Origin of the sequence: Streptomyces gobitricini (genome assembly GCF_039532985.1) — a bacterium.
GTDB classification, from domain to species: Bacteria; Actinomycetota; Actinomycetes; order Streptomycetales; family Streptomycetaceae; genus Streptomyces; species Streptomyces gobitricini.
Window position 1 is genome coordinate 107,408 of sequence record NZ_BAAASR010000001.1, and the last position, 17,676, is coordinate 125,083.

The window sequence follows — 17,676 nt, forward strand, 5'->3', positions numbered from 1 at the left end:
CAGGAGTTACGCCGGGGACGACCGTCCACGCTCAGTCCCGGGACGCGACGCCAACCACGCCGCCCGGCCACCGCACGCGGTCGCTCAATGCGGGCGACTCCGGCAGCCGCGCCGCCCGCTCGCCTCCGGATGCCGGATGCGGCACCGGCGGCCGGGCGCCCGGCTCGCTCGCACCGCAGCCGGTCCAGTCGCCCCGCCCGCCCGCTGCACGCCGCCGACTCGCCCGTCCGCAGGCCCCGCCCGGGCGACCCGCCCACCCGCACGCCACGCGCCCGCCCGGGCGAACCCCGCCCGTCCACACGTCACTTGCCCGCCCGGGCGAACCCGCCCCCGGACGAACCCGCCCCCCGGCGCCCCCCGGCGGCTGGCGCACGCGGGGTGGCGGGGTCACTGGCCCGGGTCGCCCGTCGCGACGGTCAGCTCGAAGGTCTGGTTGCCGGGGATCACGGCGGTGCCCTCCGTCGGGAACTGGGTGATCACCTGGTCCTCGGCGAACTGCGGGTCGTCCACTTCCTTGATGTTGAACTTCCAGCCCGCCGCCTGGATGCAGCTCTTCACCGAGATGACGTCCTTGTAGGTGAAGCTGGGCGCCTGGACCTTCGCCGGGTCGTCGGTGTCCTCCGGGGCGTCGGTGCACTTGGTGGTCTTCATCGTCCGGTGGCGCTCCGGGGGCTTGTGGCCCGCCTGGGAACCCTCGGCGGACTGGCTCGCACCGCCACCGCCCGCCTGTGCGCCCGGGTCCTCTTCGTCGCCGTTCAGGGAGAGGACCGTGATGAGGCCGCCGATCGCGAGCAGGGCGACCACGACCGCCCCCACGATGACCGGCATGTTGCTCCTGCCCCCGCCGCTCGACGGCGCCGGGGACCCGGCCTGCGGGGACATCGTGTACGGCGGCGGGGCGGGCGTCTGGTAGGCGGGAGCCTGCTGGGGGTGCGGCTGCTGCGGCTGCTGCGGGTAACCGTACGAAGGAGTGGGCGCCGGCGTCCCGTACGGCTGGTACGGCGTCTGGACGCTGTGCGGCCCCGGCGCCGGGGTGGTGTGGTCGACCGGCGGGAACACCGCCGAGCCGACGCCCGCGCCGCTGCTCGCGTGCGGCGCGCCCTGGACGATGACCGGCGCGCCCGTCTGGCCCTGGCCCGCCGACAGCAGCCGCAGGCACTCGTCGCGCATGGCGGCGGCGCTCGGGAAGCGCTCGTTCGGGTTCTTCTTCAGCGCACGCGCCACCAGCGCGTCCATGGCCGGGGTGATCGACCGGTTGATGGAGGACGGCGCGACCGGCTCCTCCTGCACGTGGGCGTACGCGATGGCCAGCGGCGAGTCCGCGTCGAACGGGATCCGGCCCGTCAGCAGCTGGAACAGCATGATGCCGACCGAGTACAGGTCGGAGCGCGCGTCAACGCCGCGCCCCAGCGCCTGCTCCGGCGAGAGGTACTGCGGCGTGCCGACGACCATGCCGGTCTGCGTCATCGACGTGACGCCCGACTGCATGGCGCGCGCGATGCCGAAGTCCATGACCTTGACCACGCCGCGCTTGGTCATCATCACGTTGCCCGGCTTGATGTCCCGGTGGACCAGGCCCATCTCATGGCTGGTCTCCAGCGCCGCGAGCACGTCGGCGGTCACCTTGAGCGCCTTCTCGGCGGGCATCGCGCCGTGCGCCTGGATGTCGGCCTGGAGCACCGATCCGAGGGGCTGGCCCTCCACGTACTCCATGACGATGTACGGCATCAGCGAGCCGCCGAGGTCGTCCTCGCCGGTGTCGAAGACCGACACGATGTTGGTGTGCTGGAGTTTGGCGACGGCCTGCGCCTCACGGCGGAAGCGCTCCCGGAACGACTGCTCGCGCCCCAGCTCCGTGTGGAGCGTCTTGATGGCGACCTGCCGGTCCAGCGCACTGTCGTACGCCAGGTACACGGACGCCATGCCGCCCTCACCGAGCAGGTCGCGAAGCTGGTACCGGCCGCCCGCCACCGAGCCGCCCGCATAGCGGCCCTGTGCGCCGTCCTGGCTCATGATCTTGCTCCCCCGTGCGCGCGCGTCCCCGGTGGCCGCGGTGGATCGCGGTGATCCGGTTTTTACGGGCCAAGTCTGCCCGAGGGCAGTGACACGTCAAGCCGGGTGCCCGATCCGTGACCGTACGCACAACAAGCGTCTCGGAAGTGTTACCGGACCCGTACCGGACCGCCATGGATCCGGCGGGAGATTTGCACAGGCGTACGGGGAACCGGTTGGATGGCCGGTCAATCTCGAACCGGCGCGGCGCGCGGAGGCTGTAGCGTGACGTGGCGTAGTACCCCTTAAAACACGGCGGCACACCGCACGCGCAGAGCAAGCGGACAGAAACGACGGCGAGGACTGATGGCATCCGAATCCGAGGCAGGCGGCGGCGGAGGAGCGCCGGAAGCCGCCGAGTGGGGCGCCGGCGGACTCGTCGGGGACGGCCGCTACCGGCTGACCCATCGTCTCGGCCGCGGCGGCATGGCCGAGGTGTTCGCGGCGGAGGACGTACGGCTGGGACGCACCGTGGCCGTGAAGCTGCTCCGTGCGGACCTCGCCGAGGACCCGGTCTCCAAGGCCCGCTTCACCCGCGAGGCCCAGTCCGTCGCCGGGCTGAACCACCACGCCATCGTCGCCGTGTACGACTCCGGCGAGGACGTGGTGAACGGCCAGTCCGTGCCGTACATCGTGATGGAGCTGGTCGAGGGCCGCACCATCCGTGACCTGCTGATCAACGCGGAGGCGCCGCCGCCCGAGCAGGCGCTGATCATCGTCTCCGGTGTGCTGGAGGCCCTCGCCTACTCGCACCAGCACGGCATCGTGCACCGTGACATCAAGCCCGCGAACGTGATCATCACGCAGAGCGGCGCCGTCAAGGTGATGGACTTCGGCATCGCGCGCGCCCTGCACGGCGCGCAGTCGACCATGACCCAGACCGGCATGGTCATGGGCACCCCGCAGTACCTCTCGCCGGAGCAGGCCCTCGGCAAGGCCGTCGACCACCGCTCCGACCTGTACGCCACGGGCTGCCTGCTGTACGAGCTGCTCGCGCTGCGGCCGCCCTTCACCGGCGAGACACCGTTGTCCGTGGTGTACCAGCACGTCCAGGACATCCCGGTCCCGCCGTCGGAGGTCTCCGACGTCGCCCCGCCGGAGCTGGACGGTCTGGCCATGCGCGCGCTCGCCAAGGACCCGGACGACCGGTTCCAGAGCGCTGAGGAGATGCGCGGCCTGGTCCAGTACGGGCTCCAGATGCTCCAGCAGCAGGGCAGCCACACCGGCACCTGGAACACCGGGCCGGTCGATATGCACGAGGGCGGCGGCATCCCGGCCGGAGGTGTCGCGGCGACCGCCGCCATGGGCCGTCCGATGCACGGCGACACCTCGCAGGGCCCGATCCTGCCGCCGGTGAACCCCGACGACGGCGCCTACGCGTACGACGGCGGGCAGGGCCGCAGGAACGGCCGCGGCAAGGTGTGGCTGTTCGCGGCGCTCGCGCTGATCGCGATCGTGGCGGGTGTGGCGTACGCGCTCGACCAGACCAAGAAGCCCGCGGACGACGGCAAGGAGAAGCCCCCGGCCTCCACCGCGCCGTCCAAGCCCGGCGACACCACCAAGCCCACGCCGTCCGACGAGAAGACGGACGAGAAGACGGAGGACCCGGGCGGCTCCACGGGCGGCGGGAACGGCGGCAACGGCGGCAACTGGGGCGGCTGGAACCCCGACCCGTCGGAGCCCAAGACCAACAACCCGCCCCCGCCGACCGGCGGTACGCCGTCCACCCCCGGCACCACCGAGGGCACCGACCAGGGGGGTACCACGGACGGCGGTACGGACCAGGGCGGAACCACCGACGGCGGTACGACCGACCAGGGCGGGACGACCAGCGGTACGACCGACCAGGGCGGGACGACCAGCGGTACGACCGACCAGGGCGGGACGACCAGCGGGACCACCGACCAGGGCGGGACGACCAGCGGGACCACCGACCAGGGTGGAACGACCAGCGGGACCACCGACCAGGGCGCGACCACCACGGGCGCCGGCGGCGGCTGAGCCACGGGCACGCGCGGCGACGAAGGCGGCTGAGCCGCCGGTACGCGCGGCGCCGGGAGCACCCGGGGCAGCCGGGGCGCCCGCCCCGGCGCCGCTCATCCGGCGAAGGCGTCGCACACCGCCTCGTACTCCCGTGTCCACCACACCGCCAGGGCCGACGCCGCGGGAAACTGCGGGTCGGCCCTGCTGTCGTGCAGCTGGTAGCGCCAGCGCAGTATCCAGAAGTCGTTCAGCCGCTCCCACCACACGCGGTGCACCGCCGCCGCCAGCTCGGCCGGGTCCGCCCCGGCCGCCCGCCGGTACGCACGCGCGTAGGCGCGCACCTTCTCCAGCTCCAGGCCCCCCGCCGGCTGTACGAAGAAGATCGCGGCCGCCCGTACCGCCTCCTCCGCCCGCGGCTGCACGCCCAGCCGGTCCCAGTCGATGATCGCGGCGGGCTCCGCGCCCCGGTAGAGCAGGTTCAGCGGGTGGAAGTCCCCGTGCACCCAGCCGCCCGCCGAGGCGGGCGGCGGGCGGCGGTGGGCGTGGTCGGCCAGCAGCCGCCGGCGCTCCAGCAGCCGGTGCTCGGCGAGCTCGTCGAAGGCGTCCCGGGGCCGGCGGGCCCGTGCCAGGGCCAGCAGCCGGTCGATGACCCGGAAGGTCTGTTCCGGGTCGGCGCTGCGGTGCCGGCGGTCGTGGTGCGGCTCCATGACCTGTGCCAGGCAGGTGTGCACGAGCCCGAGCAGGGCGCCCAGGCGCCGGGACCCGGCCGCCGACAGCTGCGCCCCGGCCCGGTGCCGCCCGTCGACCCATGGGTGCAGGGCGTAGCAGCGGCCGTCGATCTCGGCGACGGTGTCCCCCTCCGCGTCGGGCAGCGGCGGGGCCACGGGGACGCCGAGGGCGTGCAGGCGCTGGATGGCGCGGTGCTGGCGGACGATGGTGGCGCGGTCGGCGGTGGGGGCGTCCAGGTGCTGTTTGAGGAAGTAGGCACCGTGGGTGGTGGCGAGACGGTAGCCGCGGTTGAGGAGGCCCTGGGTGACGGGCACGCAGGAGAGGGGTTCGCCCGGGTTGTCGTAGCGGCGCAGGAGCGCACTCACGGGTGGGGCGGCGGTTGCAGATGAGCGCGGCACTCACCAAATGTTAGATCACGGAGCGTGGTGAGAAGGTCGCTCGCCGGAACCTCCGGGGCTGTCCAGCATCTGGACAGTCGCGAACGCGGGTCGTACGCGCACGTACGCGGACCCGGACCCGGCGCCGTCCGTCCATCGGGGCGGCGGCCCGAACAGCGCCACCTCGCGCTCGCTGGGCGCGATGACGTGCGCGGTGCCGGTGACCTGCACGGACCACAGGACGTCCGCTCCGGAGCCGAGGTTGTCCGCGCCGTACGCGACCACGCTGCCGTCGCAGGCCCGGTGGCAGCCCAGGTCGCGGTGGAGACGCAGCACGACACTGCCGTCGACCAGGACGTGCCGGGCCGGTGCCATGAACGGCATCGCCCGCATGCTGGTCGCGATCCGGCCGTAGCGGACCCGCCCGAGCAGCTCGATCGCGTCTGCGGGCGTCGCGTCCCCGGGCATCGTGCCGGCGGGGATGGTGCCGGCGGGGATCGTGCCGGCGGGGATCGCGCCCGCGGGCGTCTCGTCGGTGGGGCGCATGGTTCCACTCTCGGCGGTGGCCGCCGCTCCGGAAAGGGGTACCCCGACCCGCCACGCCAGGACGTAGGTCCCGGTCCCGGCGCCCGTCCCGGCCCCCCTCCCCTCGCCACCCCGCCCACGGCCCGGGCGGGGGCCTCAGCGCCGCTCGGCCTGCATCCGGGCGACGTACGCCGCCGCCTGCGAGCGCCGCTCCATGCCCAGCTTGGACAGCAGGCTGGAGACGTAGTTCTTGATCGTTTTCTCGGCCAGGTGCAGCCGCTCGCCGATCGCGCGGTTCGTCAGCCCCTCGCCGATCAGGTCGAGGATCCTGCGCTCCTGGTGGGTCAGGGCCGCGAGCCGGTCATCCCCCTTCGGGCCGTTGCCGTCCCGCAGTCGCTCCAGCACGCGCGCGGTGGCCACCGGGTCCAGCAGCGACTTGCCGGCCGCCACGTCCCGTACCGCCGTCAGGAGCTCGTTGCCGCGGATCGCCTTCAGCACGTATCCGGACGCACCGGCCATGATCGCGTCGAACAGGGCCTCGTCGTCCGCGAAGGAGGTGAGCATCAGGCATTTGATGGATTCGTCCAGGGCCCGGACCTCCCGGCACACCTCGACACCGCTCCCGTCGGGGAGGCGGACGTCGAGAACGGCGACGTCCGGACGGGTCGCCGGAATCCTGACCAGGGCGTCTGCCGCCGTTCCGGCCTCTCCGACGATCACGATGTCGTCCTCGACGGAGAGCATTTCGTGGACGCCGCGCCGAACGACTTCATGGTCGTCCAGTAGAAATACGGTGATTTTTCCCTCTTCGCGCACGGAATCAGTCTCACATACTCACTCTTCCCGTGCCCGGGGTGCGCGGGATAACGTGCCCCCTGTTCCGGCGGCTCACAAGGCTGTGACCAGTCATTTGTCCACCCCTTTGCGATTTACTTGGAAATCCAAGCAAAAACGCAGGTCAAAGGGGGTTTCGCAGTAATGCGGTGCACTGGGTAACGTGCCTATGACAGGGGGCTCGCCGGGGCACCTGTCACGCCTGTTCCCGGTCGAGGGCACCCACCCCGTGCACGCGTACGGAGACAGGCGAGCCGCTCCCCCTGGCTCCGAAGGAGCAGGGGGAACCCCAGCCAACCCGGCGGACCCCGGGGGCCGGACAGACGGAGGAGCACGCACGTGACCGTGGAAGGCACTGCCGCGCGCAAGCCGCGACGCAGCAGTAAGCGCACCAGCGCGAGCGGAACCAAGGCATCCGGCGCCCAGAGCGCCGAGCCCCAGCTCGTACAGTTGCTGACGCCCGAGGGTGAGCGCGTCCAGCACCCGGAGTACGACATCGACCTCAGCGCCGAGGAGCTGCGCGGTCTGTACCGCGACATGGTGCTGACCCGTCGGTTCGACGCCGAGGCCACATCCCTCCAGCGCCAGGGCGAGCTGGGCCTGTGGGCCTCGCTGCTCGGCCAGGAGGCCGCCCAGATCGGCTCCGGCCGGGCCCTCAGGGACGACGACTACGTCTTCCCGACCTACCGTGAGCACGGAGTCGCCTGGTGCCGCGGGGTCGACCCGACCAATCTGCTCGGAATGTTCCGTGGCGTGAACCACGGTGGCTGGGATCCCACCAGCAATAATTTCCACCTGTACACGATCGTCATCGGCTCGCAGACCCTGCACGCCACCGGTTACGCCATGGGCGTCGCCAAGGACGGGTCGGACAGCGCCGTGATCGCGTACTTCGGGGACGGTGCCTCCAGCCAGGGTGACGTCGCCGAATCGTTCACCTTCTCCGCCGTCTACAACGCCCCGGTCGTGTTCTTCTGCCAGAACAACCAGTGGGCGATCAGCGAGCCGACCGAGAAGCAGACCCGTGTCCCGCTCTACCAGCGCGCGCAGGGCTTCGGCTTCCCCGGCGTCCGCGTCGACGGCAACGACGTCCTCGCCTGCCTGGCCGTGACCCGGTCCGCGCTGGAGCGCGCCCGCCGCGGCGAGGGCCCGACCCTCGTCGAGGCGTTCACGTACCGGATGGGCGCCCACACCACCTCGGACGACCCCACCCGCTACCGCCTCGACGACGAGCGGGCGGCGTGGGAGGCCAAGGACCCGATCCTGCGCCTGCGCACGTACCTCGAGAAGCAGGGTCTGGCCGACGCGGCCTACTTCGAGGAGCTGGAGACCGAGTCGGAGACGCTCGGCAAGCGTGTCCGTGAGGCCGTCCGAGCCATGCCCGACCCCGACCACATGGCGATGTTCGACCACGTGTACGCCGACGGGCACGCGCTCGTCGACGAGGAGCGCGCGCACTTCGCCGCGTACCAGGCGTCCTTCGCGGACGGGGAGGTCAAGTAACCATGGCTGTACAGAAGCTGCCCCTCGCCAAGGCGCTCAACGAGTCGCTGCGCAAGGCCCTGGAGACCGATCCCAAGGTTCTCGTCATGGGCGAGGACGTCGGCAAGCTCGGTGGCGTGTTCCGCGTGACCGACGGACTCCAGAAGGACTTCGGCGAGGAGCGGGTCATCGACACCCCGCTCGCCGAGTCGGGCATCGTCGGCACCGCGATCGGACTCGCGCTGCGCGGCTACCGGCCCGTCGTGGAGATCCAGTTCGACGGTTTCGTCTTCCCCGCGTACGACCAGATCGTCACGCAGCTCGCCAAGATGCACGCCCGCGCGCTCGGCAAGATCAAGATGCCGGTCGTCGTCCGCATCCCGTACGGCGGCGGCATCGGTGCCGTCGAGCACCACAGCGAGTCGCCCGAGGCGCTGTTCGCGCACGTCGCGGGCCTCAAGGTGGTCTCGCCGTCGAACTCCTCGGACGCGTACTGGATGCTCCAGCAGGCCATCCAGAGCGACGACCCGGTGATCTTCTTCGAGCCGAAGCGGCGTTACTGGGACAAGGGCGAGGTCGACACCGAGGCCATCCCGGGCGAGCTGCACAAGGCCCGCACGGTGCGGGAGGGCTCGGACCTGACCCTCGCGGCGTACGGCCCCATGGTGAAGCTCTGCCTGGAGGCGGCGGCGGTCGCCGCCGAGGAGGGCCGGTCCGTGGAGGTCGTCGACCTGCGGTCGATGTCCCCGATCGACTTCGACGCCGTTCAGGCGTCGGTCGAGAAGACCCGCCGGCTGGTCGTCGTCCACGAGGCGCCGGTCTTCTACGGCTCCGGGGCCGAGATCGCCGCCCGCATCACGGAGCGGTGCTTCTACCACCTGGAGGCGCCGGTCCTGCGGGTGGGCGGCTACCACGCCCCGTATCCGCCGGCACGGCTGGAAGAGGAATACCTGCCGGGCCTGGACCGGGTGCTCGACGCCGTCGACCGCTCGCTCGCGTACTGAGGAGACCCACCGTGATCCGCGATTTCAAGATGCCGGACGTGGGCGAGGGGCTCACCGAGGCAGAGATCCTCAAGTGGTACGTCCAGCCCGGTGACACCGTCACCGACGGCCAGGTCGTCTGCGAGGTGGAGACGGCGAAGGCGGCCGTCGAGCTGCCGAGCCCGTACGACGGGGTCGTGCACGAGCTGCGCTTCCCCGAGGGCACGACGGTCGACGTCGGCGAGGTGATCATCTCGGTGAACGTCGGCGGTGACGCCGACGAGCAGCCGCAGACCGCCCAGCCCGCGGCCTCCGAACCGGCCGCCAAGGACGCCGCCGCCGAGCCCGCCGAGCCGACGGGCCGCCAGCCGGTGCTGGTCGGCTACGGCGTCGCCGAGTCCTCCACGAAGCGCCGTCCGCGCAAGGGCGCCGCGGCCCCCGCGGAGCAGTCCGCCGCGCGGTCCGCCGTCCAGGGCGAGCTGAACGGCCACGCGGGCGCGGCCACCGCCGCCCCCGCCGCCGCGCCCGCCTCCCGGCCGCTCGCCAAGCCGCCCGTGCGGAAGCTGGCCAAGGACCTGGGGGTCGACCTCGCGACGGTGACCCCGACCGGGCCGGACGGGATCATCACCCGCGAGGACGTGCACGCGGCGGCGGACCCGGCCGCCGCCTCGGCCACCGCACCCGCCGCCGCACCCGTACAGCCGCAGGCCCCGCAGCCGGTGCCGCAGGCCGCCGCGCGGCAGGAGCAGCCGGCCACCGGCCGGGAGACCCGGATCCCCGTCAAGGGCGTCCGCAAGGCCACCGCGCAGGCGATGATCGGGTCCGCCTTCACCGCGCCGCACGTCACCGAGTTCATCACGGTCGACGTCACCCGCACGATGAAGCTCGTCGAGGAGCTCAAGTCCGACAAGGACATGACCGGGCTCCGGGTGAACCCACTGCTGCTCGTCGCGAAGGCCCTGCTCGTCGCGATCAAGCGCAACCCGGAGATCAACGCCTCCTGGGACGAGGCCGCCCAGGAGATCGTGCTCAAGCACTACGTCAACCTGGGCATCGCGGCGGCCACGCCGCGCGGCCTCATCGTGCCGAACATCAAGGACGCGCACGACAAGACGCTGCCCGAGCTGGCCGCCTCCCTCGGCGAACTGGTGTCCACGGCCCGTGAGGGGAAGACGACCCCGGCGGCCATGCAGGGCGGCACGGTGACCATCACCAACGTCGGCGTCTTCGGCGTCGACACCGGTACGCCGATCCTCAACCCGGGCGAGTCCGCGATCCTCGCGGTCGGGGCGATCAAGCTCCAGCCGTGGGTGCACAAGGGCAAGGTGAAGCCCCGTCAGGTCACCACGCTGGCCCTTTCGTTCGACCACCGGCTGGTCGACGGGGAGCTGGGCTCCAAAGTGCTCGCGGACATCGCCGCGGTGCTGGAGCGGCCCAAGCGGCTGATCACCTGGGCCTGAGCCGCCCGGACGGTCACCCGGGCGGTCACCCGGGCGGTCACCCGGGCGGTCACCCGGACGGTCACCCGGGCGGTCACCAGGACGGTCACCCGGGCGGTCCCCAGGACGACACAAGGGCCCGGACGCGCCGTCGCGTCCGGGCCCTTCACCGTGTGCGTGCCCGTCAGTCGCGCTGGGCGCCCGCCGGGAGGGAGCGCAGCTCCATGGTCCTGGCCGTGGTGGACCCGAAGCCGAAGTCCAGCAGCTTGGCCGCGTCGTTGAAGCGGTCGGGGGCGTTCAGGACGACGCCCACGTAGGTCTGCGTGCCGCGGGTGGCCGCGAAGACCAGGCACGGGCCGGCCGCCGTGCCGGTGCCGGTCTTGATGCCGACGGCACCGCTGTAGGAGCCGAGCAGCTTGTTGGTGTTGTACCAGGTGTACGTGCGCGTGCCGCCGGTGCTGGTGGTGGCGGTGGTCCGGTACGAGGTCGCCTTGACGACGTCGCGGAAGGCGGCGCTGCTGAAGGCGTGGCGGGCCATCTTCGCCAGCTCCGGCGGGGTCGTGTAGTTGTTCCCGGTCGCCGAGATCCCGTCGAACGAGTCGAACGTGGTGTTCGTCAGGCCCAGTTGCTTGGCCTTGGCGTTCATCTTGCCGATGAACGACTTGGTGCGGGCGGCGGTGGTGGTGCCGGTGCCGAAGGTGTCGGCGAGGGCGTACGCGGCGTCGCAGCCGGACGGCAGCATCAGCGCGGACAGCAGCTGCCGGACGGTCACCTTGTCGCCGGTCTTCAGGTCGGCGGTGCTCGCGCCGGTCCGGACGACGTAGTCGCGGTATTCCTGCTTGATGGTCACCTTGCGGTTGAGGTCCACGCCGGGCGTGGTGAGGACGACGATCGCCGTCGTGACCTTCGTCGTGCTGGCCATCTGGCGGCGGGTGGTGTTCGCCTTGCCGTAGATGGCCTTGCCCGTCGCCTGGTCCACCATGAAGCCGCCCTTGGCGCTGATGGACGGGATCGGCGTGGCCGCCGCGGCGGGTGCGGTGAGCGGGGAGGCGGTCAGCAGCAGACCACCCGAGAGGACGACCGTGGCGGTGCGGCGCACGGCCGTGTTCATCGATATCAAAACAAAACGCTCCGAGTTCGAGTCTCAGTTACGACGAAAACGCCTCAGCCTGGCGGGCCGGAAAAGCGGTGCCCAAGACAAGACCCCCGAACGCGCCGGAAGGATGTACCGGAACCCCGGATCGGTGAGAAAGAACGGAACATGTGGCGCGGGTCACGTGAAGCGGCTCGCGTGGTGCGGCTCATGAGAACGGGTCGCGCGGCGCCGGCGCTGTGACGTCCGTCCTACCTCCCGGTATCCCGGCCGAACGGCCCATGATGCGTCCCTCTTGTATCTATGCTGTACGCATGCCTTCCGCCCCTCCCGCCGCCGACCGCGTCTACACCCACGTCAAGCAAGCCGTACTCGACCGCCGTTACCAGGGCGGGACGCTCCTCACCGAAGGAGAGCTGGCCGAGGCCGTCGGAGTGTCCCGCACGCCGGTGCGCGAAGCGCTGCTGAAGCTGGAGATGGAAGGCCTGCTGAAGCTGTACCCCAAGAAGGGCGCCCTGGTCCTCGCCGTCTCCGCGCAGGAGATCGCCGACGTCGTCGAAACCCGGCTCCTGGTCGAGGAGTTCGCCGTACGCAGGGCCGTCCCCGCCCCGGCGTCACTCCTGGAGCGGCTGGAGGAACTGCTGGACGAGCAGCGGAGGCGCGCCGACGAGGGTGACCTCGCCGCCGTCGCCGTCACCGACCGCTGTTTCCACGCGGAGATCGTCCGCCACGCGGGCAACGACATCCTCTCCCGCCTCTACGACCAGATGCGGGACCGGCAACTGCGCATGGGTGTCGCCGTGATGGAGGCCCACCCCGACCGCGTCGCCAAGAACGTCGCCGAGCACGCGGAGATCCTCGCCGCCATCCGCGCCGGTGACGCCGAGGGCGCCGCCCGGTGCGTGCACCGTCACGTCAGCCGCGTCAAGGTCCTGGTCAGGGGTGAGGACCGGTGAGCAGCTCGGCCGCCGCCATATCCTCGCCCGCCGACCCGCCCGGCGGGCGCCGGGCCGCCCTGGTGTGGGGCGTCGGCGTGTGCGTCTACCTCGTCGCCGTCGTCTTCCGTACGTCCCTGGGCGTCGCCGGCCTCGACGCCGCCGACCGCTTCGGCGTCAACGCCTCCGCCCTGTCGACCTTCTCCATCCTCCAACTGCTGGTCTACGCCGGCATGCAGATACCCGTCGGCCTGATGGTCGACCGGCTCGGCACCAAGAAGGTCCTCACCCTGGGCGTGGTGCTCTTCACCCTCGGCCAGCTGGGCTTCGCGCTCTCGCCCTCGTACGGCATGGCCCTGGCCTCCCGCGCGCTGCTCGGCTGCGGTGACGCGATGACCTTCATCTCCGTGCTCCGGCTGGGCACGCGGTGGTTCCCCGCCCGGCGAGGGCCGCTGATCGCGCAGGTCGCGGGGCTCTTCGGGGTGCTCGGGAACCTCGTCTCGACGATCGTGATCGCCCGGACCCTGGACGGGCTCGGCTGGACGGCGACGTTCGCCGGCAGCTCGCTGGCCGGGGTGGTCGTCCTGGTGCTGCTCGTCCTGTTCCTGAAGGACCACCCCGAGGGGTACGAGCCGGAACCCGCGCCCCACGCGGGCGCGGCGTACGTCCGCCGCCAGATCGCCCGGTCCTGGCGGGAGCCCGGCACCCGGCTCGGCATGTGGGTGCACTTCACCACCCAGTTCCCGGCGATGGTGTTCCTGCTGCTGTGGGGTCTGCCCTTCCTCGTCGAGGACCAGGGTCTCTCCCGGGGGGCGGCCGGCGACATGCTCACCCTGACGGTGCTCTCCAACATGGTCTTCGGCATGACCTACGGCCAGATCATCGCCCGGCACCACGGAGCGCGGACACCCCTCGCGCTCGGCACCGTCGCGGCGACGGCCGCCGGGTGGGCGGCCACCCTCGCCCACCCGGGCGACCACGCCCCGATGTGGCTGCTGGCCACCCTGTGCGTCATCCTCGGCGCCTGCGGGCCCGCCTCCATGATCGGCTTCGACTTCGCCCGGCCGGCGAACCCGCCGGAACGGCAGGGCACGGCGTCCGGCATCGTCAACATGGGCGGCTTCACCGCTTCCATCACCACCCTGCTCGCCGTCGGCCTGCTGCTGGACGCCACCGGCGACGACTACCGGATCGCCTTCTCGTCCGTCTTCGTGCTCCAGGCGCTCGGCGTCACGCAGATCCTCCGGCTGCGGGCGCGCACGGCACGGCTGGAGCGGGAGCGGCTGGTGGCGAGCAAGGTGGAGGCCGTCCACGTGCCGGCGGCGTAGCGGCAGCGGCCCTACGGAGTGACGGCGAACGAGGCGAGGATCGCCTCCCCCAGCTCCGTGTCGCCCTCCATCTTGACCCGGTCGGCGACGGCCGCCGGCCTCACCCGGCCGCAGGCGAGACGTACGTACGTCTCCCAGTCCGTCGCGATCGTCACGGCGGGGCCCAGCGAGGGCGCCCCGTCGACGGAGCCGCGGCCGTCGGCGTCGACCCGTACCGTCCGCAGGAACTCCACCGGGCCGTGCACGTCGAGGACGACCGCCGTGTTCGGCGGCGCGCCCGCGTCCTTGGCGACCACCTTCGGCAGGACGGCCAGGAAGTTGTCACGGGCGACATACGCGCCGGGGGAGTCGAGGTTGCCGGGCACCCCCAGCGCGGTGCGCAGGTCCTGCTCGTGGCACCAGACGTCGAAGGCCCGCATCCGGTAGGCCAGTTCGAGGGACTGCTCCGCGCCGAGGGGCGCGCGGACCAGCGTGTCGGGGGAGCGGTTCTCGTTGCGCAGCTGCCGGGCGCGGCGGATGAGCGTGTACTCCAGCTCGGCGGTCATCTCGGGGCCGGTGTGGTGCCGGCGCACATCGACCTGCATCTCCATGTAGCGCGCGAAGTCACTGCGTACGTGGTAGAGATCGCGCGGCAGCGAGTGGATCGGGCGCGGGTCGCCGAGCATCTCGCACTCCATGCCGATGATGTGCGACACGATGTCGCGCACCGACCAGCCGGGGCACGGCGTGGCTCGATTCCACTCGCCTTCGACGAGTGGCTGCACCAGCTCGGATATCGCTTCGATGGAGTGGGTCCAGGCGTCGGCGTAGGGCTGGAGGCTGGGATGGACGGTCACGGGACCCCTCGGGCGGTTCGTACGCGGGCTGGGTGCTGTGGCAGCTAAGTTACGCTGCACACGGGCACCCCGGCAGTGCTTTCGTGTGACGATCGTAGGCCTGTGTTGACGGCTCGAATGCCAGGACGGTGGTAGTGTGCGCGCCTCGCTGATCCAGATCGCAGTAGATCAGGCCGAATCGCCCAATTCCCGCAGGGCGCGCGTCGCTTCCCTGGTGGCCGAACAGCGTGGGGCCGCCGATCTGGTGGTCCTTCCCGAACTCTGGCCGGTGGGGGCTTTCGCGTACGAGTCGTTCGAGACCGACGCCGAGCCGCTGGCCGGCCAGACGCACGAGGTGATGGCGGAGGCGGCCCGCGACGCCTCCGTCTGGCTGCACGCCGGCTCCATCGTGGAGCGCGCGCCCGACGGCGCCCTCTACAACACCGCCCTCGTCTTCTCCCCCTCCGGCGACCTCGTCGCCACCTATCGCAAGATCCACCGCTTCGGCTTCGACAAGGGCGAGGCCGTGCTGATGGGGGCGGGTGACGAGCTGGTCACCGTCCCGGTGCCCGGCCTGTCGCTGGGCGTCGCCACCTGCTACGACCTCCGCTTCCCGGAGCTGTTCCGCGGGCTGGTCGACGCGGGGGCGCTCGCCTTCGTCGTCCCGGCCGGCTGGCCCGCGCGCCGCCGCGACCACTGGACCCTGCTGGCCCGCGCCCGCGCGGTGGAGAACCAGGCGTACGTCCTCGCCTGCGGCACCGGCGGTACCCACGCCGGCGTCCCCCAGGCCGGCCACAGCCTGGTCGTCGACCCCTGGGGCGAGGTCCTCGCGGAGGCGGGCGACGGGGAGGAGACCCTCACGGTGGACCTCGACCCGGCGCTCGTGGCGACCACCCGCGACCGGTTCCCCGCCCTCAAGGACCGCCTCCTGGGCCTGGCGCCCCCGCGCCGCTGACCCAGCGCCCGGAACCCCGGCCCGCCCGGCCCCCGGCCCGGCGGACGGCGCCCCCCGCGCCGCACGCACCCGGCGGGTGGACGCGCCGCGTGCCGCACAGGACCGCGCCGTGCGCACCGGAACCGCACCGCCCGGCGGACCGGGTCGCGCACCGCGCCACTCGCACCCGCCCGGCGGACCGCGCCGTGTGCCGCACCTGACCGAACCGCCCGGACCGAACCGCCCGCACCCGCTGGGCGGACCAGGCCGCACCGAACCGCCCGCACCCGACCAGAACCGCGCCGCCCCCCGCCGCCACCCGCCCCCACACCCCACCGCGTGGGCGGCGGGGCTGCGGGCGGGCGGGCGGGTGACGTCAGTCCTTGTCCGCCATACGGATGACGCACACCGCCAGCGCGATCAGCAGCGCGGCCTCGGCCGCGTCATCCCGTACGACGTCGACGGCGTACGTGTCACGCACCCGCAGCCACTTCCGCGAGATGCGCGCCAGCACCTCACCGTCCCGGGCGACGGTGAACTCCCGGTCCAGGATCCGCCCGCTGATGTCGAGCTCCGGCCCCTCGGCCAGGGCCACCCGGTAGTGGTTGCGCAGCAGCGACAGCCGCTTGCGGCTGACGGTGGCGAGCGTCTCCCCGTCCCGTTCGACGGTCATCGCACCGCGCAGGCTCAGCATCTTCGCCCGCAGGGTGACCAGCACCCGCCCTGCGGGGTCCTTGAGCTCCAGGGTGTCCCGCAGCCGGAGTGCCTTGCCGTCGACGAGGAAGGCCTGCCGGCCGTTCTCGTCCTCGATCCAGTAGTCGTCGCCGATGGCGAAGATCTTGTCGCGTACCAGGTATCTCATGACGGACGCGTACCCCGCCCGGACCGAGGTCAGCGGTCAACGTGGCGCCGGTGCCGTCACCGCACGCGATGCGGTGAACCCCGTCGGGGGCACCCCCGCGCGCATGCCACCGGTACCCGCGCACCGCCTGAGGCGTTCCGGAAGGCGCTGCTCCGCCGGCCCGCGGACCCCGTCGGAGGCTGCCCGTTCCGCCCCTATGGTCTGGATCATGAGCATCCCCACCGAGCCGATCGGCAGCATTCCCCGGACCCGTTCCCTGCGGGTGGCACTCGACGAACACGCAGCGGGGCGCCTGAGCGCGGCCGACCTCACCACGCTCCAGGAACAGGCCACGGCCGAGACCCTGGCCACCCTGGAGCAGCTCGGCTGCCCCGTCCTGGTCGACGGGGAGCAGTCGAAGCCCAGCTTCGTCACCTATCCCGTGGCGGGGCTCACCAACCTGGACCCGGACGGCGCGGTCATCCCCTTCGCCGACGGCCACACCCGCCAACTGCCACGCCTCGCCTCGGGGCCGTTCCGCTACCGCACCCGGGCGGAGACCTTCGTGCGCGACGCCCGGCGCCACACCGACCGGCCGCTCAAGCAGGCGGTCATCGCCCCGTCCGCCCTCAGCCTGCTCTACCCGAGCGACCCCATCGCCGGGTACTCCCGCGAGGAATTCCTCCGTGATCTCGCCGACGAGGCCGAGGCCGACATCCGCGGCTGCCTGGAGGCGGGCGCCCACCGCGTACAACTGGACTTCACGGAGGGACGGCTCTCCCTCAAGCTGGACCCGTCCGGGGGCCTGCTCGACGACTTCGTCGCGCTGAACAACACGGTGCTCGAGCGTTTCAGCGAGGCCGAACGGGACCGCCTGGGCGTGCACACCTGCCCGGGAGGCGACCACGACTCCACCCACAGCCTGGACGTCGACTACGCCGGACTGCTGCCCAAGCTGTTCGGGCTGGCGGTCGGGAACTTCTACGTCCAGCTGGCCGGCGAGCCCGACCCCGAGCGGGTGCTGAGGATCATCACCGACCAGCTCCGCCCCGGCATCCGCGTGTTCGTCGGCGTGACCGACCCGATCGACCCCAGGGTCGAGACCCCGGAGGAAGTGCGCGACCGGGTGCTGCTCGCGGCCCGGTACATCCCGGTCGAGCAGCTGGGCACCTGCGACGACTGCGGCTTCTCGCCGTTCGCCGACGACACCTCCACCTCGCGGGAGCTCTCCTTCGCCAAGATCGGGGCACGGGTACGGGGGACGGAGCTGGCCTCACGGGCCCTGGGCCTGTGAGGCTCCCCGCGATACGGGCGCGGGGCACGACC

General features: G+C 72.1%; 15 protein-coding genes. 8 read left to right on the plus strand and 7 right to left on the minus strand.

What is annotated here, in order from left to right:
- Positions 1-387: 387 nt before the first annotated feature.
- Positions 388-2,013: a protein kinase domain-containing protein gene (locus ABD347_RS00450; RefSeq protein ID WP_344355072.1), complete on the minus strand. Its 1,626-nt coding sequence runs from the start codon at positions 2,011-2,013 to the stop codon at positions 388-390.
- Positions 2,014-2,358: 345 nt separating this feature from the next.
- Here ABD347_RS00450 and ABD347_RS00455 point away from each other — a divergent pair, with 345 nt between their 5' ends.
- The gene (locus ABD347_RS00455) at positions 2,359-4,053 is read left to right on the plus strand and encodes a protein kinase domain-containing protein (protein ID WP_344355075.1); all 1,695 of its coding nucleotides are present in this window, start codon (positions 2,359-2,361) and stop codon (positions 4,051-4,053) included.
- Positions 4,054-4,148: 95 nt separating this feature from the next.
- Here ABD347_RS00455 and ABD347_RS00460 read toward each other — a convergent pair whose 3' ends face one another.
- The 3 genes from ABD347_RS00460 to ABD347_RS00470 form a co-directional block, all read right to left on the minus strand.
- Entirely contained in the window at positions 4,149-5,162 is a 1,014-nt protein-coding gene (locus ABD347_RS00460) for a phosphotransferase (RefSeq protein ID WP_344355078.1), read from the minus strand.
- A gap of 15 nt (positions 5,163-5,177) precedes the next feature.
- Positions 5,178-5,687, minus strand: coding sequence for a pyridoxamine 5'-phosphate oxidase family protein (locus ABD347_RS00465; RefSeq protein ID WP_425575540.1), 510 nt, complete (start codon positions 5,685-5,687; stop codon positions 5,178-5,180).
- A gap of 135 nt (positions 5,688-5,822) precedes the next feature.
- Positions 5,823-6,482: a response regulator gene (locus ABD347_RS00470; RefSeq protein WP_344355081.1), complete on the minus strand. Its 660-nt coding sequence runs from the start codon at positions 6,480-6,482 to the stop codon at positions 5,823-5,825.
- Between the two features lie 357 nt (positions 6,483-6,839).
- Here ABD347_RS00470 and pdhA point away from each other — a divergent pair, with 357 nt between their 5' ends.
- From pdhA to ABD347_RS00485, 3 genes are read left to right on the plus strand one after another with little or no spacing between them, the layout of a single operon-like run.
- Positions 6,840-8,003: a pyruvate dehydrogenase (acetyl-transferring) E1 component subunit alpha gene (gene pdhA / locus ABD347_RS00475; RefSeq protein ID WP_344355085.1), complete on the plus strand. Its 1,164-nt coding sequence runs from the start codon at positions 6,840-6,842 to the stop codon at positions 8,001-8,003.
- Between the two features lie 2 nt (positions 8,004-8,005).
- Entirely contained in the window at positions 8,006-8,986 is a 981-nt protein-coding gene (locus tag ABD347_RS00480; protein ID WP_344355088.1) for an alpha-ketoacid dehydrogenase subunit beta, read from the plus strand.
- Positions 8,987-9,015: 29 nt separating this feature from the next.
- Entirely contained in the window at positions 9,016-10,425 is a 1,410-nt protein-coding gene (locus tag ABD347_RS00485; RefSeq protein WP_344355249.1) for a dihydrolipoamide acetyltransferase family protein, read from the plus strand.
- A 163-nt stretch (positions 10,426-10,588) separates the two neighbouring features.
- Here the strand turns inward: ABD347_RS00485 and ABD347_RS00490 are convergent, their stop codons facing one another.
- Positions 10,589-11,515, minus strand: a complete 927-nt coding sequence (locus tag ABD347_RS00490; protein WP_344355091.1) for a D-alanyl-D-alanine carboxypeptidase family protein — start codon at positions 11,513-11,515, stop codon at positions 10,589-10,591.
- 296 nt (positions 11,516-11,811) lie between these two features.
- On the opposite strand from ABD347_RS00490, the gene ABD347_RS00495 reads away from it, so the two are divergent.
- Entirely contained in the window at positions 11,812-12,453 is a 642-nt protein-coding gene (locus ABD347_RS00495; RefSeq protein WP_344355094.1) for a GntR family transcriptional regulator, read from the plus strand.
- Entirely contained in the window at positions 12,450-13,760 is a 1,311-nt protein-coding gene (locus tag ABD347_RS00500; RefSeq protein ID WP_344355097.1) for an MFS transporter, read from the plus strand. The genes ABD347_RS00495 and ABD347_RS00500 overlap by 4 nt, the downstream gene beginning before the upstream one ends.
- A gap of 11 nt (positions 13,761-13,771) precedes the next feature.
- On the opposite strand, the gene ABD347_RS00505 is transcribed toward ABD347_RS00500, so the two are convergent.
- Positions 13,772-14,596, minus strand: coding sequence for a maleylpyruvate isomerase family mycothiol-dependent enzyme (locus ABD347_RS00505; RefSeq protein WP_344355100.1), 825 nt, complete (start codon positions 14,594-14,596; stop codon positions 13,772-13,774).
- Between the two features lie 136 nt (positions 14,597-14,732).
- On the opposite strand from ABD347_RS00505, the gene ABD347_RS00510 reads away from it, so the two are divergent.
- Positions 14,733-15,530, plus strand: a complete 798-nt coding sequence (locus ABD347_RS00510) for a carbon-nitrogen family hydrolase (protein WP_344355103.1) — start codon at positions 14,733-14,735, stop codon at positions 15,528-15,530.
- Positions 15,531-15,885: 355 nt separating this feature from the next.
- Here ABD347_RS00510 and ABD347_RS00515 read toward each other — a convergent pair whose 3' ends face one another.
- Positions 15,886-16,371, minus strand: a complete 486-nt coding sequence (locus ABD347_RS00515; RefSeq protein ID WP_344355106.1) for an LURP-one-related/scramblase family protein — start codon at positions 16,369-16,371, stop codon at positions 15,886-15,888.
- A gap of 208 nt (positions 16,372-16,579) precedes the next feature.
- Between ABD347_RS00515 and ABD347_RS00520 the strand changes: the two genes are divergently transcribed.
- Positions 16,580-17,644, plus strand: a complete 1,065-nt coding sequence (locus ABD347_RS00520; RefSeq protein ID WP_344355108.1) for a cobalamin-independent methionine synthase II family protein — start codon at positions 16,580-16,582, stop codon at positions 17,642-17,644.
- The last annotated feature ends 32 nt before the right edge of the window (positions 17,645-17,676 follow it).